A 24,394-nucleotide genomic window follows, 5' to 3' on the forward strand; every position below is an offset into this window, starting at 1 on the left:
AACTCGTAAAAGTATGTATTTTTAAAAAAAGTAATAAAATAAATATTTAATTAGATCTTCTTATTAGGAGAAAGTACGTATAATTTATGAAAATCATTGGTCAAAAGAAGGATTATTTAAGTAATGGTTGGGGGAAATATTATTAGTGAAGTTACTAATATCTGGGCTGATATAATGGAAGGGCTCTTCTAAATGTTGCATACTGATGGTCTGGGTATTGATTTATAGGCTCAGTATAAAGATGAAAATCTCGGTGACGAATGTAACGGTTAGGGTAATTAGATGAACGAAATGAATACTGATTTGGATCTACAAGTCTAGGTTCTAAAATGAAAGTAGAGTCCGCGCGGACTCTTGGTTCTGCTTCTGGATCCAAGGCAGGTCCGTAATAATCAAAAGAGATACGAAAGTTGCTGTCGGGTAAGTGTCGCAAAACCATTAACGGGTTGATGATTAAACGAAGTTGCCCACTCTCCCCATATCTCTAAGCACCTGTCCATTCAAATGAGGCATCCATTCGGTCACCTTCAGTTTGAATTGTAGTAAGTTCCCCCCAACCACCACTGTCACGGATATACATATTTTGATAGTTATTGGAATATAGAGAAAGATAAGTCATATTTTCCCTCCTTGATATGATAAAGTTTTATTGCAGTACCTTTTCTTTTTTAACTTTAAGAAATTAGAGTTAAAAAGTTTAGTTTAGGTAATCAAAATTTGTTAAAAATATACAGTGTTAATATATGTGAAAAACATATGTTAAGAACTAATAATTTACTGTATATTTTATTCGTGTTCAGTTAACATAACGCATCATTATAAGAAGTTATCCTCACCAACAATTCCCGACTTATAAACACCTTGTGAAATATCCTCTTCACCTATGTATGCAGTTTCTTATTCATCTCATTATATTTTAGTGGTTAAAAGCAATCATTGTCTTTATTTCTTTTACTCCATATGTATAAAAGTTCGCATAAATAAAAGGCCAACTTAAAGGTAAAGTGACAGAACAAATGCTCATCTATATAAAAATAGTAGAAGTGTAGATTTGAGGGGTTCACACACCTCTACTAAATCATGTAATCAATCCATTATATGCGGCATATAATTTCTTACAAATTAAACAATCTCTGAATTAAGGATTTCTTTGGAGCTGGAATCTCTTTCTTATCTTCTTGTAGTAGTGTTATAGCTTTATCTAACTTATTTTGTAGCAATTTAATTTCTTGGTCCTTTTCTTCTGCTATGGATCGTTCCTGTATTAATAGATCTATAATGGTTTGGTTTTGCTGGACTATTTTATCCTGTTGTTCAAACATGTGTACAAACCGTTCTTTCATCATAGAACTCTCTTCCTGTGAACGTTCAGCCTCTAACAGCGTTATCAGATTCGTGAACGCTAACCGTTTCCGTTGCGTTTATCCCCTCATATAGCTTATTCTCTGCATCCTGAGGGCTATTCGCTGTATTGTCTTTAAATGTCTCAGGAGCTGCAATGTCTTCATTACTAACAGTGGCAGCGGCTTCGTCTAGTTTCCAATTTTGCTTTAGATATATTTTCATCTGTCTCAGTATCTCTATATCTTTTTGATAATATATTCGCTGGTTGCGATCATTACGTTCAAATGTGTAATCCATCTTTTCTAATTCAATGGACCACCTACGAAGTGTATTGGCGTTTATTTCTAATTGCTTTGCTACTTCTTGAGCAAAATAACCATATTCCAAGCGTTACACCTCTGTTTTTCTACAGACTATATTAGTTATATATATCTTTTATATACATAATAGGCCGAACCCTTTGTCTTCCCTTAGTTTCCCCAAAAGTAGTCAAAAATCGCTAAATTTATTAATTATTAGTATAAAAAATTTAAAATTTTAATTGAATAATAGTTTAATTTTATCGGGTTCATTTTTATATACATATTACAAATAAATGTAAAGTTATCATTTTTAAAAATAAAAATTGAAACAATAATAAATAACTAATTCAAATAAATATAAAGAGCAAAGGGAAATAGCGTGAAAGCCTTGAGGCTCTAAGTGTAATAGAATTATTAAAAATGTTTAAATGTAGAATAAACAATTTAACAAGAAGTCTACTAAATAATTAACAATTAACAAGAAAACTATTCAATAATTAACAATTCAACAAGTTTTTTATCGTATTATCACATATACACAAGTCTTGAATCGTAATAGAGAAAATAGAAGAAGAACACAAGAATAGGAGAGTTGATGTTTAAAACTTACTTTTCCTGGTGTTCTTTTTTGTTTCCTTTATAGTTTTCCATGACTAACAGCCTTATGCTTTATTTTTTAAAATAAAGCATAAGGCTGAAATAAAGTAGATTTTTAATTTTTTATTTTATGCCTTTAAGGCATCTGGTACAGGAATATTATTAGTTGTTAGAGCCAGCACTAGATCATGCCTCATATCGCTATAAGAATCATCTGGTATATATTTAGTCCTCCAGGACAGAATAGATTCACGGAATTTAGCACGCATAAACGCTCCTAAAACGCTTACTTTGTTACCAGATTTCACAAAATTCTCTAGCTCATCTAACGCATATGTCATTGTATATGTCATAAATCTCTTAATATCTTTTGTATGTTTTAGAAATTGAGCAATTGTGGAGATTTCATTTTTAAATGCAACAATAAGATCATTGTCTTCTTTCATAGACAATGGTAATTTTAAAGACTTCAAGCGATCCTTTGCTTCTTTTCTCATATGTGCTTCTTGTTGTCTTAAAACTTTATTTTGTGATTCAATTACACATTCAGCAGAAATGTGAACGTTAAATTTTGTGATGAAAATTTGTTCAACATACTCTTTGATACGAGTAAGCCTACCCATATTAGGTTTACGCACTTCTGTATTTGAAGCTGTAAAAGGGAAAATAGGTCTAATAATATTTAAGTATTCACGTACTTTTTTAGCATTACGTCCTAGTTTTTCTTTTAGGTAACTCATCGTGCGTTGTGTAATGAATTTTTCAATTTGATTTTTATTCTCTAGGCCTATTTTTCTAGTAAATGTATTACATAAGTCTAAAAGTAATAGAATACCTTTTGAGTCACGGTGAGAAACTAATTGTTTTAAAACTTTAGAATCTAGTAAATGGTTAGGAATTCGGAAATAAGAGAGCTTTCCAATGTCTTGTTTAGTTGTTTCTTTATATGTACGGTTTAATCTAGCATAGTTACAAATTTCATAAATTGAGATTCCGTTAATAAAAACTTCTCGAACCATTCCAGATTCTAATAATGCTTGAAATCCTGTATGTACAGTCGTATATGCAATACCAGAAGCATTGGAAATAATAGATAATTTAAAATCACGAGGTAATAAACCTACATCATTTACATAAAAATGTAAGTAAATATAGGTTGCTAAGGCTGATGAAGGAAGTGCATATTTGCCTAGCTCGTTATTTTTAAGTAGATAATGGCGTGTTTCATCAAACATTTTTACTCCACGCATGAGGAACTTTGATGATATGTTGCTTGTGGTATCTAATTTTATATTTGTAAGTTCATTGATATCAAAATCATTGTTTGTGAACATGAAAAAGCCTCCCTAAATTTCCCACCTAAATATAAGAGAATTAGAGAGTTTTGTATTCACAAACCTTTATAACTTATGATATAATTTAGTCATAAATAATTTTGTGATTAAAACTCTGCTAATGGGAGTTTTTAATTGATTCAAAGTTTGCCGACCTAGATCAATTAAAAACTGAGGTGGAGTTTTATTTTTTTGTGATTTTTTATTATATAAATGTGTTTCTTTAGATTATTTATCTGTAATTACTTTTTATTCTATAACGTTTTCCCAATAATTACAATATACTTAAAGTGTATGTTGTATACTTTTGGAGAATAGTAATAATTTCATATAAATAATTATACCATAAAGAAGAACTATAGTTCTGAAATTTTGGAATTTTTATACACTAAAAACAAATTATAATTAAAATAAAAGGCTTGAGGGAGAAATTCCTCAAGCCTTTTATTTTTAAAAATTTTATGTATAATTACTAACCTATTTCCCTTCACATATAAGGAAAATATTAAATTCGAAATAAGAAAACATTGCTATATAAAATAAAACGAAACTGGAATATAAAAGTTGTCATTGGAAAAGAATTCATGTTATTCTATGAAATGTTTTTTTACTAAGTCTGTATAATCAAGCAGTGAGTCAAGAATAATTTTTTGTTTTTCTAATGGTAAAGTACTAATTTTGTCTTTTATTTCTTCAAGTTGTACATCTGTATCACATTTTCTCCCAACTAATGTATCAAGTGATATACCAAGATAATCTGAAATCTTTATTAAAGTTGAGAGATCGGGTTCAGTCCTATTTGCTTCCCAATTTGTGTATGTTGGACGAGCGACATTAAGGTAACTTGCGATTTCATATTGTGTTAATCCCCGTTTTTTGCGAAAATACATTAAATGCTCTCCTACCGTCGCCATATACACCATCCTTTCGAATCTTCGAACATTATACTTGAAGTAATAATAAGGATGGAATATATTTGGATAGAACGTTCTCAAACTAAACCTTTGGTGCGCAAATGGTAACGGTTTGAAACCTGTTTGAGCTTAAAAGTAGAACAGACGTTCTATCCCGTGGTAGAATATGTTATATTCATGTTGTTATATGTGGTTAATATGATTAAAAATTTTTTAAAAACAATATTAAAAAATCTTAATATACATTTAAAAGGTATTTAGAAAGTAGGAACTCTTATGGAACAAACTTTTTTTGTAGATATAGTAAAAGAATGCAAGGAATATACCAACTCCGATACATTAGAAACATTTATAGAATTACTAGATGTCATAGAAAAATATGAAAATCTAGATAACTTAAGTGACTCGTAATTACCTTTCATATCTGACCCTTAATCGTCTGTATTATTTTCATTTTTTAAATTAGCTTCTAATTTTAAAAGATCAGCATAACGAATTAACTCACGTTCTACCTCGGGTTTATATTTATCTGGGACGCTCATAAATCGATCATATAGAAGACGAGCTAAACGTTCAATAGGTTCTTCCCCAGTTTCATTCCGTAAATCCTCGTCACGAATATTATGTGTAAGTAAATATGCCTCTGTTACATTGAAGTAAGAAGCAATTTGAGAGATTTTATTTAGTCTTGGCTTCTTTTCTCCCTTTTCCCAGCTGGAGACAGCACTAACAGAAACCGACATTGCTTTAGCAAACTCAGTTTGATTAACGCCCTTAATTGCTCTTAATTTTCTTATGTTTTTTCCTAAAACTTCTTGGTTCATATAATCAAACACCTTTCTTTTTCACTTAAAGTATAATTTTTAATCTTTCAGAGTTGACTTTAATCTTTTAGAACTATACAATATTTTCAGGGGGTGAGAATATGGATAATATTTCTACTCGAATTACCATGCGAAATATTCGCAAATCCAAAAATCTTTCTCTAGCAGAAGTATCAAAGGAATTAAATTTATCATTAGGCGTTCTAAGAGAGATTGAGATTGGGAGTAAAAGTACAACACTCTCTAGAGCTGAACGAATTTCAGAATTTTATGGAGTTCCGATTGAAAAATTATTTCTTCCAAAGTATTTTACTGCTTTAACAGACGAAAATGATCCCAAAATATAAAACCATTTATATTTTGTTTAAGTAATTCTTCTTATATTATAAACAAAATTGCACTAAAAGATAAAAAAGTACTATAGGATTTGCTTATTTCTAAAATTCCCAATATTGAATTAACAATTTTCATATATAAATTTCAAAACATTTTAAACTTAAGAATTTTACTTTAAGTGAAATTGTAGGAGGTGATTTGGTTGGTATTGCTGGTTGAACCGACTAAAAAACAGGAAAAGAAAATTATTAAACTTGTTCTTAAAGAATTCAAAAAGTATCATTTGTATGTTTGGTCATTGGAAGAGAAACAACAACCAAAGATTACAGCATCGTACACTTTGAACGAATCAACTACAGTAAACAACACGTTTCATTCTTCTACAGAAAGTACGGCTCTTAAAAATGTTGAGGCATGTGAGTTTACTACTTCTCTATTACGTAAGGTTAGTCGTTTGGAGTTAACCCAAAGGCAATTGGTTATTCATTACTATATTAAGAAAGATAAAAGTGTAGTGCAGCTTTGTAATCAATTTCATATTTCAGAATCCCAATTTCATAGGATAAGAAATCGGGCATTGATGACTTTAGCATATGCACTTGGATTAGCAAGAGAAGAGCTGATTGATATCGACTAAAAAGTTAAATTTCGAATAGTCAACTACCATATAAAATGTTATATTTTAATATGGTTAAATAATAATTAGTTGATATTGAGCATTATCCTAGTGCTATATATAGGGAGGAAGCTATTACTAAATTAGGATAACTCAACAATTTGAGTGTTTAGTGATAGATTACACACATGTTTAAAAAGACTACTACTAAAAAAACTGCTGCTGGTATTATGACAATTGGTATTGCATTATCTACAACAATGATTTTTAGTCCAACAAAGGCGTTAGCATGGTATACACCAGATGATCCAGCATATGATGAAATTGTTATTTATTCACATAATACGCTTCAAGATCCTGCACGCCCGAAAGGGGATTTAAATTATTATGTTAAAGGTTATGTTGCTCCAAGTGGAAAAGTAATTTTAATCGGACCGTATACTGGAGAAGTATTTGATGGACAAGAAATTGAAGTTGTGGAGCCGTTCAAAGGAAACTATAAGTTGAAGATTAAAGTGGCTACATCTGAAAAGCCAGAACCAAAACCTGAGCCGAAGCCAGAACCAAAACCTGAACCGAAGCCAGAGCCAAAACCTGAGCCGAAACCTGAACCGAAGCCAGAACCAAAACCTGAGCCGAAGCCAGAGCCAAAACCTGAGCCGAAGCCAGAACCAAAACCTGAGCCGAAGCCAGAGCCAAAACCTGAGCCGAAACCTGAACCGAAGCCAGAACCAAAACCTGAGCCGAAGCCAGAACCAAAACCTGAGCCGAAGCCAGAACCAAAACCTGAGCCGAAGCCAGAGCCAAAACCTGAGCCGAAACCTGAACCGAAGCCAGAGAAACCAACAGAAAAACCAGAGGGTAATAAAATTCCAGAGAAACCAATTGAAAAACCTACTACAAAACCAAACTTCTTTATTCCTAAACAAGAAGTAGTTCCAGAAGCTAAATATGTAGTAGTAGAGGATAAAAAGGAAACTTCAAGTCCAGTGGATTTACCTAAACAAGACAATAAACCAAAAGCTGAAAGTATTGCCAAAGGTGAAATTAAATTTGTAGAGAATAATGGCGTAGTAGTTCCAATGAAGAATAAAGAAGATGATGTTGCTTTATCTGTGAATACTACCCTTAAAGATCTTGCAGATAATAAAGGTAACAAGGAAAAATTAAATACTTCCGATGAACAAGTTAAACAGGAAGAAGAAAATAAACCAGAAGAAGTAAAACCAGAAGAAGCAAAACCAGAAGAAGCAAAACCAGAGGATAAAAAAGAAGAGAAAAAAGGTACGGATAAAGATAAAGCCTCTAAGCAAAAAGAAAAAAACTCTGAGGTGAAAGATGAACAAGGTGGCTTATCACCAATTGCGGTAGCTGGTGGAGTTGCTGCAGCTGGAGCTGTAGGTGTTGGTGCTGCGGCTGGAGTTAGTCCAACATTTAGAAGATCCATTCAAAATGGTTTAAGAAGACTGAAGGACCTTTTTAGAAAATAATTATTTAAAAAGACTAGGATAAAAAATCCTAGTCTTTTTTTATGCTTTTTTAAAGCAAAAGAATTTGGGAGTTTTATGAAAGTATCTTGAAAGTTTCTTGGCAGGGAGGAGATTGGAATTGGCGATATGATATTACCAGAAGCAAAACATGTGTGGAGAAGCGTCTACCTCCCTTATCAATGACGAACCGTGTATAGGTAAAAGATGTTTCGAAAAGTGTAACCATAAGAGAGGACACTTGGGTTCTGGATCGCACTAGTTTGCGACTACTTATATGGGGGATTTGGACTATTACTTTTAATGATTTTACTAGGTTCGGTTTTTATCCTCTCTATCTTAGTGATTTAATAAACCATTAGTTTTATTCTTTTTTGAATTAATGATTTTTTATTTAGCGATGGATAATAAACATTTATGCAAGATATTTAATCGTTAATTGAAAGAGGTGTAGGACTAGTAAAGTAATACATCCATTGTTAGTTTTTTGCATCCATTATGGATGTTTTTTTATTGAATTTTTAAGAGGGGGTGAAAAGAGTGGGTGAACAAAAAGGAGCTATTTTAATTATTGTAGTATGTCTTGTGATTTTTGGATTATGCGTAGGATTTGCAACAGGTGTGATCCAACCATTATTAAGTCAAATTGGTACAGGAATGAGCAACATGGTAAACAATGTATTTAAAGCTATTCCAACGGCTGGTAAGTAGGAAATAGCAAGAAAGAATTTAAAGGAGGTGAAAAGAGTGGGTGAACAAAAAGGAGCTATTTTAATTATTGTAGTATGTCTTGTGATTTTTGGATTATGCGTAGGATTTGCAACAGGTGTAATCCAACCATTATTAAATCAAATTGGTACAGGAATGAGTAATATGGTAAGCAATGTATTCAAAGCTATTCCAACGGCTGGTAAGTAATTAGTTGTTTTAATATAGGATGTGAAACGAAACATGAAAGTAAAACATTTGCTAATGGTAATTGGTTTTTCGTTTCTTTTTGCTTTAAGTTTTTTTAGCAACCCTACATATGGGGCGGCATATTCGCCCTATCCTTCTCATAACGTTTCTCCTGGAGAAGGTGGAGGAAAGGAAGAGGCTTGGAAAAGTGGTAGAAAGTTAGTATACGATGTTTATAGTGGTGTTGATGGAAAACCTAAATGGCAAATCACCAACAGGGATTATGGACGAGGAACGCAACCTTATTTAGAATTTACAGGTTGGAGTGCGCTAGTAGGGTATCATGAGCATAATGCTTCCAATCAAGAAACGTATTTATGGGCGTTGAATAAACGGACTGGTAAAAGTTATATTTATCAAGCTGAAATGACGGATTTAGATGCCTCTAAAGATTTGGAGTACAACCGACAAAACAGTACAGGGGAAATTTATAATGCATGTCCCAAAGATGCTTATAACAAAAGTAACGATGAGTGTAACATGTATTATCATAATGTAGGATTTGTTGCGCACATCCCTTTAAACGAACTATTTCCTAATGGAACTACAGAAGATACATGGAATCTAAGGATTATTAAAAAGGTAGAAAATAATGTTGTTTGGGACTATTTAAAAGTACCATTTCAATTTAGTGATTTAGATTTCAGTCTTGGTAAAATTTCATTAGATTCTGGTTTAAATGCTGGAAACTTAGTTATGGCGAATGATGGAGTAGTAAGAAGGAATTATCCCCGTCAAACAGGTTGGTCTGGTGGAAGATACTTTACTATAAATGAAACGTATCAAAGGGTTGCGCAAAATGAATCGAATACCGTTGTATGGTATGGAGTAAGCTCTCCAGAAGAAGCTGGACAAACAAGATGGGCTGGTAGTGCGTATTGGATATTTGGAGGCCAACCAGCTGAATTATCCTATAAAATTGGTCAAAAAACTTGTCCAGACGGTTCAATTGTAAACTTGGACCAAACTTGCTCTATTAAAGTAGACATAAAGCATGTAGATGCTAAGTCTAATAAAATTTTAAGAGAAGATCATCATAAGATGAAGATAGGTTCAGATTATAGTTATACTCCAGAAAATAAAGGAGTATTTAAGGATTCACAAAATAATCCTTATGTTGCTGCACCTTTAAACCAGCAATATAAAGGAAAAGCTCCAGAAAACAACTTGAGTTTTACATTTACGTATAAGAGTTCTCTCACTGATCCAACTAGGATTGTAGAAATAGAAGGATCTACAGAAGGAATGGCAAAAGGTGACTATTTATGGGAGCTTAGACGTGTAGATCCAGCTAAACCGAGTCAAATATATGCAAGTAGTAATTTTGAAATTACAGGTAAACATTATTCGGTTAGAAATGTCTTAAATCGTATAAGTACGAATGGTGTTTTTTCGGAGCAAAGTGATAAACCGATGGCACTTTTATTAGATTTGAAAAACCTACAAAATAAAAATATACAATATGATTCTTCTTATGAATATACGAATCATTACAGTGAAAATTATATGTGTAAAGATCAACAAGGTAGTGATTGCTTTGATTGGGTCTATAAGGATACAACAGCCGTTTGGTCCGAACCATATAAAAAAGTATTTGATTTAGTTAAACATTATGGTGAAAGCCTCCGACTTTTAGTAGACCCAAGTTTTGAAAAAATGTTCAATGTGACTGGCGCTAAAGATTTACAAAATATCACTGGCAACGGAGCATCTGGTGAAAAGGGTGGCAATCTAATTGTAGGTAAAAAGAAAGCAATTGATATGAGCAAGGATAAAACGAAAGTAGTCTTTAATAAAAATTACTACGAAAGATTTAAACAAGCTGCAACTTCAAAGGTTAAAGATGATAATAATTTACCTACGCAATCATGGATTGATATTTCACCAGGAACGATGGAATATGAAGTAGAATTACCCACTGATTCCCAAAAATCTAAGTCTTTCATGTATCAACGTAAAAATGGAGCGAATAGCTATTATTACGCTGTTGATGTTGATAAGAGTTTAAGAAGTACATATCAAAATCAAAGTCCATATGCGTATACGAAGTATGCATTACCTCTTCAACTAGAGAATATGAAGGATAAAGGCTTAGTGAATGATACAAAACGTAGCTATACTTTAAATTGGACTTCTGATTATTTCTTTGTCGGAAAACAAACAGGATTTATTCAGCCGTTTCCTTATACAAAGTATTTGCGAGATATGGAACAGGGTAAAGGAAAGTTACCATCAGCTGACGAAATTAAGAACATTGTAAATCAAGAAGCTAAAAAGAATTATGAACAGCAAACAGGACAGAAATTCAATGATACACTCTTACATGCAGATTCTAATAGCAAGGAAGGTTTGTATGGATTGAGAACAAACCTAAATCGTTACTACCTTCCTATTTCATCTGATTCAGCTTTAAAAGCCAAACAACCGTATGAGAATAAGGTTTTGTTAGCAAATATGGGCTTAAATGATGCCACTTTAATATTTGGACAAAAATTTAATTTCGAACGCTATTTAGTGGGGAGTGTCGTTGACGATGCTTATGTAGTAGAGCAACATGATCCAACGGTAGAAATTGCATCATATCCCCATCAAGTGAATGTAAAGAATGATCAGCAACCTAAGATTAATGCGATTACAAAGGCTCACTCAGCAGAAAAATTGTTTGAGTTTAGAAAGACTGATACTTTAAGTTTGTATGATCAATTGAAGAAAGTAATTAATTTAGGTATATAACTAAATTTATGTGTAAAAGGCCATTTTCCTTAGGAAAACGGTCTTTTTTTATGAATTCATTGAAAGGAGGTGATATGAGTGACGGAATATCAAAACCACAACACTCCAATTCAAGAAGAAACACAGGTAAAAAAGCCGAAAGTACAAAAGCCACCAACATTTAAAAAAATGGAAATTGCTACGAAAAATATTTTGGCAGCAAAGGGTATTAATTACTATGATTGGCTCCATGAAGCACATGAGAAGCTAGTTCAAGAAACAATGCTTGCAAATGTGGACTCAATTGGTTCACTAGTAAAATCTTAAAAAAAGGTAGGAAAATTCTATGAATGAATTTATTTCAACGATTGGTAATTTTACAAACACAATTAAACCAGTTGCGCCAGCGTTAGCAGGTTTAATTTTAGTTATTATTGGTATTATTTACATGGTTTCAAAAGATCCGCAGCGAAAAGAACAATGTACAGGCTGGATGATCAATGTAGTAAAAGGATTTTGTATTGTATATCTTGGAATCGCTATTGTTTCTTGGTTATCAGGACAAGTAGTAGGATTCGGTTGATAAAGAGGTCGTATGACCTCTTTATATTTTTTTTACAAAAAAACGGGGGTGTCCAACTTATGTGTTTAGAAAATGGATTAAAAATTGATTTTTATCCCAATCATAGTATGGGTAAAGGATTGATTGAAATTGTACAAATTAAAGCAAATGGTGAAAAAAAACCATATACATATCATTTATGTAGTAATAAAGATGCACAAGAGTTTATTCGAGATGTTAGAGAGAAAAGAAGAAGCTTCTTAATTGCTGAAGATGCTGGAACAAAAAGCTTCGAATTACTTGTAGGTGAAGAAGGTAATATAACATTCAGATACCCAGAGTGGAATACCATTAAAGAAATGGAAACACGTTTATTAAGTGTACATTGTAAAGTTAAATTTAAATTATTACCAGAATTGAATTTCAGAGAAATAGTGAAAAAATACGTAGATACTGAATCCAATAGATTGTTTGGGGGAGAAAAAATTTTTTTCCAAGAACGAGAAATTACGAAAGACAGTATTTTCAATTCTTATTTTGAGGATTTATATAAAGAAGAGAACTTGCAAGAGGATACTTATGATTTTCTTACATTAGAAGAGTGGATATATCAAAAAAATTTAATTAATGGGTGTGAAAAGTAAAGGAGGGAGTGATTTTGAGAGAGATAATTATAAAATTCTCAACGGAAGGTGAACGTTTTAGGGAACTTGATGAATCAAAAAGCTACTTTTTACAAGAAGCTGAGGATATTATTTTTCAATTGCGGCATAAAGTAAAGAGTAGATCACAAGAGATTCAGCCGAAACGATTTGGATTATATTTAAACGGGAAGTTTCTGTTGGATTCTAAGATTTCCTTTTCTGATAAGAACTCAATAGAGCAACAAATTAAAGATACCTTTCAGCGTACCGATGTATGGACGGATGATATAAAAAAGCAATATATAAAAATTCTAGGCGATTATGCAAAGGAAGAAAAACAGGCATTTCTTAATCAAGAATTTCGTTCGTTTATCTTTTTGAAGCGGGATTTATTTGAGAAAAAGGCAGATTTTTTATTTTCATTAAAACAATCGGAAAGGTTGTTCCAAAGCGTATATGCAAAGATTTCAAATGGTTTTTTCTCACAACTTGAGGATATTGTATCTTCTATGTTTGATTCTTACGAGTATATTGTACATTATTATAATTTACTAAATGGAAGCTATGAGGAAGTTGTAAAAAATAAAGAAGAATGGTTTGGAAGTGTAGAAAATTTCGAGAAATTTGTTCGTTTTGTAACAGCAAATTATTTTTCTATAAATCGTTCCAGATTAAAAGTAATACAAGCTAATAACCCAGTATATCATTCATTTCAAGATTATTTATTTGAATGGCGTGCTAAAACTGATTTTCAAGAATCACTAAAAGTCCATGAAAATATTAATCAAAAATTACAAAATAAATGGACAGAAGTACTTCTTAATGGTTCAACTTTTGTAAATGCCGATAGTGTGGAAAAGTGGGTTGTTGAGAAGGTATTAAGGGAATTCTTTCAAGAAGAAGCAAAACGTGAAGGTTTATCAGAAGAGGAAAAACAATTTTGTGAGATAGCTGCTGGAACAGAAACTAGGTTTTAGGAGGTAAATCTTGGTGGCACGTTCAGAAGTAACGACTTATTCATATCAAAATGTCGAGGAAGCTTTAGCTGCTGTTAACGCTCAAAATCGCGGGCGTTATTTTTTATGCACTTGTCCAGAATGTAAACAACCCGAAGCCTTTATTTATAAAAATAATCCCCAATTTTTACAATGTAACCGTGAAAACGTGTGTGGTTCATCTATTGTGTTTGAATATGAAGAAAACAAAAAGGTGAATGTTTGGAAAGGGAAACAAGATGTTAAAGATTCTGAGATTACACCAGAACAAAGAAAAGAAATAGATTTGGTAACTAAGTTATTAAAGCATATTCAATATAATACAGAAAATAAGAGTCTTGAGAAATTTAGGGGAATGAGCAGAAACACGACACAAGCCTTTATCTTAGACTTGGAGCAAGAAAAGCTTGTGAAGAAAATGTTCGAAATCGCTCCTAATATTTTTTACTCGAAGAAGACGATGCAAAATGAAGGCAAAAAGATAAATTATTCCACCATTCCAGATATGGTTAAAAGAAATATTGTTCTTCCAATCTATGGTGATGACGGCATGATTGACAGAATTTTATTACGGTCAACAATCGATCCGAATTTAGCTAAAAAGGAAATTCAATTACAAGTAAATCCAAAATCAAATGCAAAGGATTATTTTAAAGATATTCCAGAGAAGGCATCACATATCGTAATTGGTGAATCTCCAATAGATGCATATTCCTTTCGTGAAATAGATTCTGGTGTTGGTATATACGCTCTTACAGGATCAAGAAAGTGGAGAAAGGTAATAGAAGATATAAAAAGTAATAAAGAATCCTTGCAAGAAAAAATATTCATTATAGCGACAGATAATGATAAAGCTGGTATCGAGGCTAATGAGAATATAAAGAAGGCATTGGAAGAGGAAAGCCTAAACTATAGAACTTTTGAATATCAAATAGAAGATATAAAAGATACAAATGAATATTTGCAGAAAAATAAGCAGGGGTTTCAACAAGCTTATGAAGCCATTAAACATAATATGTGGGATAAGAATTTAATTGATGCCCCAAAATTAGAACAAAGGTTGGTTATTAACCGTTTATATCGCTCGGAACAAGAAAAAATTGATCGTACGCAATTTAAAGTTAGTTATGAAGGTTTATCACTTCATAATATAGCAATTGACAATCCACCAGGAAGTGTGACAATTCCTGGGCTAAAGGCTAAGGCACCTACTGTAATAGTAGGTAAAAGAATGGAAGATTTTCTAAAACATATTGCTCAAAAAGCACCTAAAGATCAAGATTACCAGGATATAGTGATTCCTACTAAAAATAATATACCTGCACAACTAAAGATAATTTCTCATAAAAAGGAAGATGATACGACAAAGAAAGTATCGTTTCAAATCGGAGAGATTACTATTAGGGATGTAGAAATCAATTCTTTACCAGATGGTAGAGATCCGATGGTATTTTATCCTCGACATTCTAATAGAACTACCTTAGTAACGGGAACTGAAGAATTTAATGAGAATTTAATTAAAATTTTGAAGCAATATGAAAAAAATATGGACAAACAGCTAATAGTGAAACAACGCTTTAACGAGAGTACTTTGGAGCGTTAGAAAGATAGGGGATGAAATACTATGGCAGTGCCATTTAAATACTTTTTCGTAATCGTAAGTGTTGCATGTATTATTTTAGCAGCCTCCATATTTGGTTTAAATCAAAACAGTAATACCAGGACCATTACAGAAGTAAAATCATTACTTTCAACCATGGCAGTGGGTCAATTAAGAGAATCACAAAAAATTGAACAAGATCCAAAAGAACTAGTCACTAATTTAGTATCAGAAGTAATTAAAGTTCAAAAGAATCATGGTAATGATATTCGAATTAGTTATGTATTTTTAAATCATGCTGAAAAACCAACCGAGAAGTCGCATGAGATTGAAAGTGTTCAATTTAAAATTGAGCAATTAAATGAAGATAAAGAAGTCCGTTCACAAGCCGAACAGAGATTATCTTTAAATAAGGTATCTAATTAGTGAGGCAGAAAGGAGTTGTGACATGGGGGAACTGAAAGGTTTTATTCTTTCATTGCTTTTATTCATATCTATTTTCTTACCCTTTCAATTGTTTTTAAGCATCCAATCTATTCATCAAAATGCTTTTATGAAAGTAACCACTGAGATTCAGCAAATGGTTGATTCAGAAGGTGGCGTAACTCCAAAAATTCAAGGGGTAGCTAATAGATTACGTTCTAAAGGGTATGAACTGAATTTTAAAAATCAGAAGGGTGCTAATGTTTCTGGAAAACAGCCCGTTGGTACTGTTATCGAAATTCAGTATCGTTACAAATATATAAATGTATATCGTGAGCAAACGCTAGAAACGTCCAATTATGTTTCAGTTTTAAGAAGATAGGAAAGGAGGACGCTTGTGAAACAGTCAATAAATAAATTAGCCGAAACCAAAGTATTAATGCTTATTAGTATTTTAGTTTTATTTTTTAATTTTTTCTTTGCTAATTTCTTATTAGCATTTTTACAAAATATATTAGTGGTCTTTAAAGAATTTGCTCATCAAAATATGCAAGCAATGGATTTATTCCACCTTTCGTTGGAGGATTGTTTCAATTTTCAACGTGACATCATGACCTTCTATATAGGTGCATATGCACTTACTCTCTTTGGATTATTAAAATTTTGCTACAGCATGAAAACAAATTACGCAACAATGAATGAGAACCAGCATGGTAGTGCAGAGTTTGAAGATCCAAAAGAATTAATGAAGCAATATAAGGTTGTACCAGGAAGTGACAAAGAGTACAAAGGGGGAAGTGGTGTAATTGTTTCTGCTCTCCAAAGAGGAAAGAAATATCAACTTATGCTAGATACTGGCCCAGTACATACAGCGGTTATCGGTATATCCCGTTCAGGTAAAGGGGAACGATACGTTTTTCCATCAGTTGATGTAATTTCTCGTGCAGAAGAAAAAGACTCCATGATCGTTAATGATCCTAAAGGTGAAATTGCTGCAGCTAGCTATGAAACATTAAAAAAGCGTGGTTATGAAGTTTATATCTTTAACTTAATGCAACAAAAAAAATCAATGGGATTTAATCCCCTGCAGTTAGTCATTGAAGCTTATAAAAAAGGCGACACTGCTTTGGCTCAACAGTATGCTAATAGCGTAGCTTTCTCTTTATATCATGATCCAAACGCTAAAGATCCCTTCTGGAATAACTCTGCAAAATCTTTAGTAACAGCAATTATTTTAGCTATTACTAAAGATTCTTTAAAAGTTGGAAAAGAAGAAAGAGTAAATATGTATTCTGTAGCCAACTTTCTTGCCACAAAAGGAAGTGATAACAATGAGGAAACAGGGGAAAATGCACTAGATATGTTTTTCCGAGCACGAGATGAAAATGACCCAGCACGTATGATGTATGCAACGAGTAACTTTGCCGCCGGTAATACACGTTCTGGTATTTTCAGTAATGCAATGGATAAACTGCAAATTTTTACATTAACACCAAATGCTAAATTGACATCTTATAATTCTTTAGATTTAACAGAGATTGGATTTGGAGATAAGCCAGTAGCAATCTTTATGGTGACACCTGATTATGACAAGTCAAATCATGTATTAGCCTCGATTTTTGTGAGTCAGGCATATCGTGTCAATGCTGAAAAAGCGACAATGAGTGCAAGTGGAAAAATGAAAAGAAAAGTACAGGTATTACTTGATGAATTCGGAAATATGCCAGCCATTGATGGTATGGACGGTATGATTACGGTTGGTGCTGGTAAAGGTTTCCGCTTCCATTTAGTTTTACAAGCATATTCACAAGTTAAGAGTTTATATGGGGATGAAGCTGACACTATTATTGGTAACTGTTCGAACCAAATTTATATCTTAACAATGGATAAATCTACAGCGGAGCACTATGCTGCCTTAATAGGGAAACAGACGATTCAAGACTATACTCGAAGTGGTAAATTCTTATCTATGGATAAGAGTACAAGTGAAAGTACAAAAGAACGTTATTTATTAATGCCTGATGAATTAATGCGATTACAGGAGGGTGAAAGTGTAGTCGTACGTGTAAATAAAAGGCAAGATAATAAGTTTGGAAAAATTGTACCAAAGCCAATTTATAATCGTAATGAAACTGCAGCTAAAGCTCGTTACGAGTATTTAAGTCAAGATTTTGATAATTCAAAGTCAGTATTGAATTTACCAATTATTTCAGAACATGAAAATATTATCTTAGAAAATATCGTATATACTGCAAAATCAGAGACTGATAGTTATGTATTAATGAAGGATTTAATGCCTAAAGATGCCATTTTAGAGATAAAAGACACTATTAGGACGGAGTTAGGGGACTTTATTCATGATCGAGCAGATATTGCTTTAAGTATTGTAGAAACTCATTTTGATGAATTCACATTCCAACAATGTTTATCGTTCATTGTATATGCTTCCTATTTATCTTTAAAAACAAAAGTAGAACTAGTAGGTCAATTAAATGAGTATTTACCTAAATCGGTAATTGAATTATGGCGAGAAAGAGCAAAAAAATCTGATTGTTATAAACCGACGGCGGAGGGAGCATTTATTCAAGTAGAGTCATCTGCAGAATATGAGGAACGTGAAGAAAATGCAGAGTATGACGAAATTGATGTAAGGGATCAGTGGGCTACTGTTGCAAGCGATGGTTGGGATAACGTTTCAAATGATGATTAATATAAACAAGGGATATAGATATGAATATTAAAAAGAAATTACAAACAGAAAAAAATAGTTTGGAAATGGCGAGATAGGAAGGGATAATTCCCTTCCTTTTATTATTTATGGATTAAAAAGGAGTGAAAGAAGATGTTTGGAGAGATTTTGCGTGAAAAACATTTAGAAATGTATTTAGAATACTTTAATTTAAATAAAAAAGCATATCTGATTACAAAATGGATGTTAACTGTAGTAATTTTTATGGTGTATACATTAGTTGTAATGCTCACACAAAAATATGTATTTTTCTTAGGATTACCAATAGTCGTAATAGCTGCCAATAAATATAACTATTTTAGTTTAGTGCTGCGTAATACAAATGCCAATATAGAGAAAACCTTTTTGTTTCCAGAGTTTTTGAGATATTTTTTAGGTTCATTAGGTACCTCCGGGAATGTTTATACAACATTAAAAGAAACAGCTCCCTATTTAAAAGGACCGATGCAAGCGCAATTAAATTTATTAGTTGAAAAGATAGAAATGAGTAATGATCGGGAGCATTATATAGAATTTGCTGACTTTGTTGGGACAAGTGAAGCAAATATGGTTATGAGTATTATTTATGAATTTAGTGAGTACGGGGTAAAGAAAGAAGCTTTACAAGAGTTAGAAATGTTTATTGATCGTATTCAAGAAAATAAAGTTAATGAGCTAGTTGATAAAAAGGTCGAAGCAATGGATATATTTTCTGTGCCCGCATTATTTTTAGCTGTAGGTTTTGTTGCTGGATTTGCAGGGATAATTTTTATCTATTATATGAATCAAATTTCAAATGCCATTACATTTTAATTGAAGGGAAATGAGAATTATGAATATCCAAATGCAAAAACAGCAAAGGGTAGAAAAAATTTTAGCAGAAAGTTTTTTAAAAGTATATCTGAAGGATAAAGATATTACGGATATGAAATGGAATGGTTCTTTCTTAGTAATAGAGAATCGAATGACTGGAAGATATAGGCCTAAAGAGCAACCAACGCAAGAAGAAGTGAAAAGTTTGATAAAACAAATTGCTGATATTCAAGGTGATGAATTTACAGAAAGTAATCCAATATTAGATACTGCCTTTGGGAATTTGCGAGTGAATGCAATACATCCAGTTTGTGCGAACGGTGGTACATTCGCTATACGTGTGAGTAAACCACATTTAGCAATTCCTGATTTATCAGGACTAGTTAATAAGGATGTAGCAGTACTCTTAGAATTATTAATGAAGGCAAGGGGTAATGTCACAATTAGTGGTGCAACGGGTACGGGGAAAACAGAATTACAAAAGCTATTGGTAGGATTTATGAATGATGATGATGCGATTTTTTTAATTGAGGATACGCCAGATAGTCACTTGAAAGAATTGTATCCACATAAAGACATTAGTAGTTTAATAACCCTAACTGGTGATGATAGGGAAAAAAAGATAGATATATGGGATTTAAATAAAGCTGGTCTACGTAATAACCCAGATTGGATTTTAATTTCAGAAACTCGTGGCGTTGAGGCTGCTGGAGTATTAGATAGTGTCAAAACGAGTCATTCTATCATTACAACTCTCCATGCCAAGAGTGCAGCAGCTATTCCGAGTCGATATATTCCAATGATGAAACAAGCTCCATCGTATGCTAAATCGGATGATCTTACAATTGCAAGGGATATTGTGGAATTATTGCCATATGGAATCCAAATGAGCAAAGAAAATGTAAATGGTAGTGTTGTACGTGAGATAAAGGAATTCGTGGAGTTCCTAGAATATAATGATAAAGGCCTTGTATATCGACACATATACCAGAGAGAAAATGAATGGAATCCAGAATTAGAAGAGTATGAAACCATTGAAAAGATACAACCCATTTCAGAACGGACGATAAAGTTGTTGAGAGATGCTAAACTCTATCATTTACTTCCAGATGTATTTAAGGAGAAAGTTGAAAAATAGGAGTTTCCTGAGAGTTTTATGACATTATCCTGAAAGTTTGTTGATAGGATTGGGATGAAAAAAGCTGATAACATGTTAATATCAAATAATTTAGGTGGGATAAATGATGAAAAGATTGGTCTTCATGTTATCAGCTATTATTATAGTTTTTAGTGCTTTTATGGCTTTTGATACATATAGAAGTGCACAAAAAGAAAAAGCAAGTCCATACGGAAACAAACAAGTGTCTATGCAAACTTTAGAGCAAGCAGAGAAAGATCCGTTTTACCAAAATATAATTTTGCCTGAGCAATTGAAGGAGAATAAAAAAAATGGGCAGAATGAAGTGGTTTATTTTTTTAGCCCAGTCTGTTCATATTGTGAGGCGCTAGAGCCTAACTTAAAGGATGCAGTAAAAAAACACGCTAACACGAAATTTAGCTTATACAATGCTTATGAGTTCCAAGAAGGATGGCATGATTATGATTTACAGGGAACGCCTACATTGATTCATTTTAAGGATGGTAGAGAGGTAAATAGGTTAGTAGGATATCAATCTAAAGAGGCTGTAAATCAATTCTTTGATGCAATTAAATGAGAATAAGTCTAGTATATGCAGCTGTAAATTTAGTAAACTATACTTATGTGGATTTATAAATATACAGTTGGAGTGATTGAGTTGAAAATCATGAAATCAAATTGGATTATTGCGCTTGTAATTCTATCTATAATGGTTGTAAGTGGCTGTTCTAAAAATACAGATGGAACAGGTAGTCAATCTAATAAGAATGAGAAATCTATTAGTGCTGGTGTAGTGGAAATCTCTTATGATGAATTAATGAAATTAGTTAAAAAAGAAGAACCTGTATTTATAATGATGGCTCATAATGATGACCTTCAAAATACAAATGCAAAACAAGTTTTAGATTATGATGCAAAGCAATTAGATAAAAAAGTGTATCTCTTTTCTTGGGAAGATGCACCAAAAGATTTAAATTGGAGTTCCTATGTGGCAAGTAAGACAAGAAATGAATTAGAGAGTATAGGTATAACAGAGCCAAAAAGTACTTATTTAGCTTTTAAGAAGGGAAAAATAGTTGAAGGTTCAAGTTCTATTTTTAGTGGAAAAACAAGGCTTTATGAAAATGGGGATTTCAGCTACTCAATTAAGATGGGGCTAGAAAAATAATTATTTTAAGGACTTATTCTAAAGAATAGGTTCTTTTTTTATTAAAGGAGGTTTATAAAAGTGGCAAAATCAAAAAAGAAAAAAATATCTTTGTGGCAAGAAGCAAGGTTGCTATTTAGTGGATGGGCAATAGTAGGATGGTTAGCATTTTTATTTATGATACATACGGGCTATGTATACATAATTTTGAAGGATATTCCCTTGAGTATAGTTGCAGGTGCTTTTGGTGCAGTAATATGGTTCTCCGCCTTTACTGTTGCAAATAAGAAAGTTAAAGTTTATCAATTTCAATTAAATGAGCTATTAAAGTATGCAACGAATATGTCTTTCTTTATGCAGTCGGGGAAAAATCCATATTATAGCTTAATAGAAACAAAGAAAACATTAGATATTTCTATTCAAAAAGAAATTGATAAAACACTAGCTAAATTGGAAGAAGAGGCAAAATTAGATACAAAACACTTTGAAAAATATAATTTCCCAGCTTTGAACCAATTTCATAAAATTTTAAAGATTAAAGATGAAAAAGGTGGTTCAGCAAGGGAAATGTTTGGCCGAGTTATTAAAAGTATGAACTTTGAAATCTCAAAGCGTGATGATCTACACCGTAAGAAGAAAGGTAAAGCAAAAACAATTTATATGATTATTGGTATGGTTGGCGCAATGCCAGTTATGCTAGATTTCATGACAGCTAATATATACGAACAGTTTTTATCAGTGAAAGGACCAGCTACTATACTGCTCCTTCTTTTTTATATAGTTATACTTTTCACTTGTAAATTCGCACAAAAAAATAAAAATGATATTTCAATTCGATTATAGAAAGAGGTGAATGCATTGAGTAAGGAAGAAATACTAACTCAATATCAAGATATATTAGATATAAACGGGATTGCGAGTAATATATTTCGTTGGTTAGGTCAGAAACTTCTATTTATACTTCTTTATATAAATGAGGTTGTAGAAAAGGTAGTAATGCAAGTTATTACAGGTAATGATTTCTTTCAGTATTCGGGAATTAATGATCTAAGGAACGGAATGAGTATGGTAATATGGGCACTTTTGACCGTTACCATAATAGCGGTTGGTTACCAATTGATGTTCAATAAAATAGAAAAAAGAACAAATGTTATATTAAACGGATTACTTTCAATATTGTTTCTTGTGGGTGGACCGATTTTAATGGACAATCTGAATAAAATAGCGAGTGCTGGTGTAAAAGACTTACATGCAGCTCCTGGTTCATTAGGTGTGAGTATTGTAAAAAGTAATTTAGCGGACCTTAACTTTTATGCTAAAGAAAATTTTCAATTACCGAAGCCAAATGAAAAAAGAATTAATGGTGTATCGGAAGAAAATATTAAATATATTGATTTTAATGAAACAGTAAATATGGACGATGCTAGGGATGAAGGAAAAAAGGCTTTAAACAGTAGATTAGTTCTTTCATATGATAATAAACTTAAAACAGAAGATTTAGATAACGGTTGGTTTGATGTATTTAAAGAGGCTTATTATAGATGGGATATAAATTGGGGATCAGTATTAATCTCCCTCATTGTTACTGCATTTGCTTTACTAATTAGTATAGTGAAAGTGGGACGAATTATCTATGAATTGGCTTTTCATAATATATTTGGAGCACTAGTAGCCGCAACTGATATTAGCAGTGGTCAGAGATTAAAAAAGATAATAAATGAAATTTTTAGCTGCTATGCAGTCATTTTTTGTATGGCGTTACTTTTAAAAATATATTCCCTTTATATAGGGTGGCTAGCTACAAAAGATTTTGGCTTTATGGGTTGGGGAAATGCACTACTCCTTCTTGCTGGATCTTGGGCTGTAATAGATGGGCCAAATATTGTTGAACGTATACTTGGCATTGATGCAGGCTTACAAAGTGGCTGGAAGACCATGATGGGCGGTATGATGGCTGCCAAGGCTGGATTTGATGTTGCAAAAGCGACAGGGAAAATGATGAAAAAAGGTGCAACAGGAACAGCGGGTATGATTAATAAGCTTAGAGGGAAAGAAGAGCCAGCAGGTCCACGGATGCCAGGTGTTGGAGATAATGATTTAAACAACTTTGATATGAAAAATGGTAATGATGATACTGGTGAGGATGGAGATGACGGTCCTCCACCTTCTGACGATGGGGGTGCTATTGATAGCCCTGACGATTCAGAAGAGAAAGATAAGACAAACCCAAAAGGTCGAGGTGGTGCAGAAGCAATACCAGGTACATCTTCAATCGGCAGCGGAAATAATAAAGACGTAAAAGGAAAGAATGGTTCCAACGTTAATCCTGGTGGCTTTTCAACAAATGAGGAATCGTTATTTGATGGAGGGAAGTCTAATATTCCATTACCAATACCGGTTAAATCAAATATAGGTCCAAAATCAGCAGGATCAAAGGCAGGGGTTAAGAAACCTGCAAAGAACGGTGAAAAATCAATTGATAAGATTACACCAATGAAAAACCAATATGACGGACCGATAGGACCACATCCAGCAGGACCAAAAGCAGGAGTGGGACAGTCCACAATGAACGGAGAAAAAGCGGAGAGTAAGATTACTCCAATGGAAAATCAATATGATGGACCGATAGGACCACATCCAGCAGGACCAAAAGCGGGAGTGGAACAGTCTACAATGAACGGACCAAAAGCAAATGGATCACAACCAACGATTCCAGGAACAGAACAAGGAGTTGCGGACGGACCAAAAGCAAATGGATCACAACCAGTGATTCCAGCAACGGGACAAGGAGTTGCGGACGGACCAAAAGCAAATGGATTACAACCAGCGATTCCAGCAGCAGGACAAGGAGTTGCGGACGGACCAAAAGCAAATGGATCACAACCAGCGATTCCAGCAGCAGGACAAGGAGTTGCGGACGG

The 24,394-nt window shown here is 32.9% G+C and carries 25 protein-coding genes and 1 pseudogene; 20 read left to right on the top strand and 6 right to left on the bottom strand.

What is annotated here, in order from left to right; all coding sequences use genetic code 11:
* Window positions 1–154: 154 nt before the first annotated feature.
* The 6 genes and pseudogenes from ACTFSL_RS29440 to ACTFSL_RS29465 form a co-directional block, all read right to left on the bottom strand.
* Window positions 155–439 (bottom strand): AbfB domain-containing protein, encoded by a 285-nt coding sequence (locus ACTFSL_RS29440; RefSeq protein ID WP_080470940.1) that lies wholly within the window; start codon window positions 437–439, stop codon window positions 155–157.
* A gap of 45 nt (window positions 440–484) precedes the next feature.
* The gene (locus ACTFSL_RS29445) at window positions 485–619 is read right to left on the bottom strand and encodes a hypothetical protein (RefSeq protein ID WP_267239976.1); all 135 of its coding nucleotides are present in this window, start codon (window positions 617–619) and stop codon (window positions 485–487) included.
* A gap of 496 nt (window positions 620–1,115) precedes the next feature.
* A pseudogene (locus ACTFSL_RS29450) lies at window positions 1,116–1,731 on the bottom strand (MerR family transcriptional regulator).
* A gap of 640 nt (window positions 1,732–2,371) precedes the next feature.
* Complete coding sequence (locus ACTFSL_RS29455; RefSeq protein WP_063539025.1) at window positions 2,372–3,577, bottom strand: hypothetical protein; 1,206 nt, start codon at window positions 3,575–3,577, stop codon at window positions 2,372–2,374.
* Window positions 3,578–4,164: 587 nt separating this feature from the next.
* Entirely contained in the window at window positions 4,165–4,491 is a 327-nt protein-coding gene (locus ACTFSL_RS29460; RefSeq protein WP_063539023.1) for a helix-turn-helix domain-containing protein, read from the bottom strand.
* Window positions 4,492–4,922: 431 nt separating this feature from the next.
* On the bottom strand, window positions 4,923–5,315 hold the full coding sequence (locus tag ACTFSL_RS29465; RefSeq protein WP_061667669.1) for a helix-turn-helix domain-containing protein: 393 nt from the start codon (window positions 5,313–5,315) through the stop codon (window positions 4,923–4,925).
* A 101-nt stretch (window positions 5,316–5,416) separates the two neighbouring features.
* Here ACTFSL_RS29465 and ACTFSL_RS29470 point away from each other — a divergent pair, with 101 nt between their 5' ends.
* From ACTFSL_RS29470 to ACTFSL_RS29565, 20 genes are all read left to right on the top strand, one after another.
* A complete protein-coding gene (locus ACTFSL_RS29470; RefSeq protein WP_061667668.1) occupies window positions 5,417–5,662 on the top strand; it encodes a helix-turn-helix domain-containing protein in 246 nt (81 codons plus the stop codon).
* Window positions 5,663–5,844: 182 nt separating this feature from the next.
* The gene (locus ACTFSL_RS29475) at window positions 5,845–6,288 is read left to right on the top strand and encodes an ArpU family phage packaging/lysis transcriptional regulator (RefSeq protein WP_255253822.1); all 444 of its coding nucleotides are present in this window, start codon (window positions 5,845–5,847) and stop codon (window positions 6,286–6,288) included.
* A 167-nt stretch (window positions 6,289–6,455) separates the two neighbouring features.
* Window positions 6,456–7,757: a hypothetical protein gene (locus tag ACTFSL_RS29480; protein ID WP_196214285.1), complete on the top strand. Its 1,302-nt coding sequence runs from the start codon at window positions 6,456–6,458 to the stop codon at window positions 7,755–7,757.
* Window positions 7,758–8,294: 537 nt separating this feature from the next.
* Window positions 8,295–8,465: a hypothetical protein gene (locus ACTFSL_RS29485; RefSeq protein ID WP_164876590.1), complete on the top strand. Its 171-nt coding sequence runs from the start codon at window positions 8,295–8,297 to the stop codon at window positions 8,463–8,465.
* Between the two features lie 36 nt (window positions 8,466–8,501).
* Window positions 8,502–8,672, top strand: coding sequence for a hypothetical protein (locus ACTFSL_RS29490; protein WP_176510574.1), 171 nt, complete (start codon window positions 8,502–8,504; stop codon window positions 8,670–8,672).
* Window positions 8,673–8,705: 33 nt separating this feature from the next.
* A complete protein-coding gene (locus ACTFSL_RS29495) occupies window positions 8,706–11,444 on the top strand; it encodes a hypothetical protein (RefSeq protein WP_063539019.1) in 2,739 nt (912 codons plus the stop codon).
* A gap of 78 nt (window positions 11,445–11,522) precedes the next feature.
* On the top strand, window positions 11,523–11,750 hold the full coding sequence (locus ACTFSL_RS29500) for a hypothetical protein (protein WP_063539017.1): 228 nt from the start codon (window positions 11,523–11,525) through the stop codon (window positions 11,748–11,750).
* Between the two features lie 19 nt (window positions 11,751–11,769).
* Window positions 11,770–12,006 (top strand): pilin, encoded by a 237-nt coding sequence (locus ACTFSL_RS29505; RefSeq protein WP_001001740.1) that lies wholly within the window; start codon window positions 11,770–11,772, stop codon window positions 12,004–12,006.
* A 59-nt stretch (window positions 12,007–12,065) separates the two neighbouring features.
* Entirely contained in the window at window positions 12,066–12,629 is a 564-nt protein-coding gene (locus ACTFSL_RS29510; protein ID WP_098801175.1) for a hypothetical protein, read from the top strand.
* Window positions 12,630–12,637: 8 nt separating this feature from the next.
* On the top strand, window positions 12,638–13,606 hold the full coding sequence (locus ACTFSL_RS29515) for a hypothetical protein (protein ID WP_440042845.1): 969 nt from the start codon (window positions 12,638–12,640) through the stop codon (window positions 13,604–13,606).
* Window positions 13,607–13,619: 13 nt separating this feature from the next.
* The gene (locus tag ACTFSL_RS29520) at window positions 13,620–15,227 is read left to right on the top strand and encodes a toprim domain-containing protein (RefSeq protein WP_440042846.1); all 1,608 of its coding nucleotides are present in this window, start codon (window positions 13,620–13,622) and stop codon (window positions 15,225–15,227) included.
* A 21-nt stretch (window positions 15,228–15,248) separates the two neighbouring features.
* Complete coding sequence (locus tag ACTFSL_RS29525; protein ID WP_063539013.1) at window positions 15,249–15,650, top strand: hypothetical protein; 402 nt, start codon at window positions 15,249–15,251, stop codon at window positions 15,648–15,650.
* Window positions 15,651–15,672: 22 nt separating this feature from the next.
* Window positions 15,673–16,029, top strand: coding sequence for a hypothetical protein (locus ACTFSL_RS29530; RefSeq protein WP_088338473.1), 357 nt, complete (start codon window positions 15,673–15,675; stop codon window positions 16,027–16,029).
* Window positions 16,030–16,044: 15 nt separating this feature from the next.
* On the top strand, window positions 16,045–18,357 hold the full coding sequence (locus ACTFSL_RS29535) for a VirD4-like conjugal transfer protein, CD1115 family (RefSeq protein ID WP_440042848.1): 2,313 nt from the start codon (window positions 16,045–16,047) through the stop codon (window positions 18,355–18,357).
* A gap of 132 nt (window positions 18,358–18,489) precedes the next feature.
* Window positions 18,490–19,188 (top strand): flagellar assembly protein FlaJ, encoded by a 699-nt coding sequence (locus ACTFSL_RS29540; protein ID WP_153579961.1) that lies wholly within the window; start codon window positions 18,490–18,492, stop codon window positions 19,186–19,188.
* A 19-nt stretch (window positions 19,189–19,207) separates the two neighbouring features.
* On the top strand, window positions 19,208–20,326 hold the full coding sequence (locus ACTFSL_RS29545) for an ATPase, T2SS/T4P/T4SS family (RefSeq protein ID WP_153579962.1): 1,119 nt from the start codon (window positions 19,208–19,210) through the stop codon (window positions 20,324–20,326).
* A gap of 103 nt (window positions 20,327–20,429) precedes the next feature.
* The gene (locus ACTFSL_RS29550; RefSeq protein WP_153579963.1) at window positions 20,430–20,903 is read left to right on the top strand and encodes a thioredoxin family protein; all 474 of its coding nucleotides are present in this window, start codon (window positions 20,430–20,432) and stop codon (window positions 20,901–20,903) included.
* A gap of 90 nt (window positions 20,904–20,993) precedes the next feature.
* Complete coding sequence (locus tag ACTFSL_RS29555; protein WP_228546546.1) at window positions 20,994–21,494, top strand: hypothetical protein; 501 nt, start codon at window positions 20,994–20,996, stop codon at window positions 21,492–21,494.
* 60 nt (window positions 21,495–21,554) lie between these two features.
* Window positions 21,555–22,316: a hypothetical protein gene (locus ACTFSL_RS29560; protein ID WP_440042851.1), complete on the top strand. Its 762-nt coding sequence runs from the start codon at window positions 21,555–21,557 to the stop codon at window positions 22,314–22,316.
* Between the two features lie 15 nt (window positions 22,317–22,331).
* Window positions 22,332–24,394 (top strand): pLS20_p028 family conjugation system transmembrane protein (locus ACTFSL_RS29565; RefSeq protein ID WP_440042853.1); only part of this gene is annotated, 2,063 nt, incomplete at its 3' end.

The organism is Bacillus cereus group sp. MYBK108-1 (assembly GCF_051917185.1).
Lineage (GTDB): Bacteria > Bacillota > Bacilli > Bacillales > Bacillaceae_G > Bacillus_A > Bacillus_A cereus.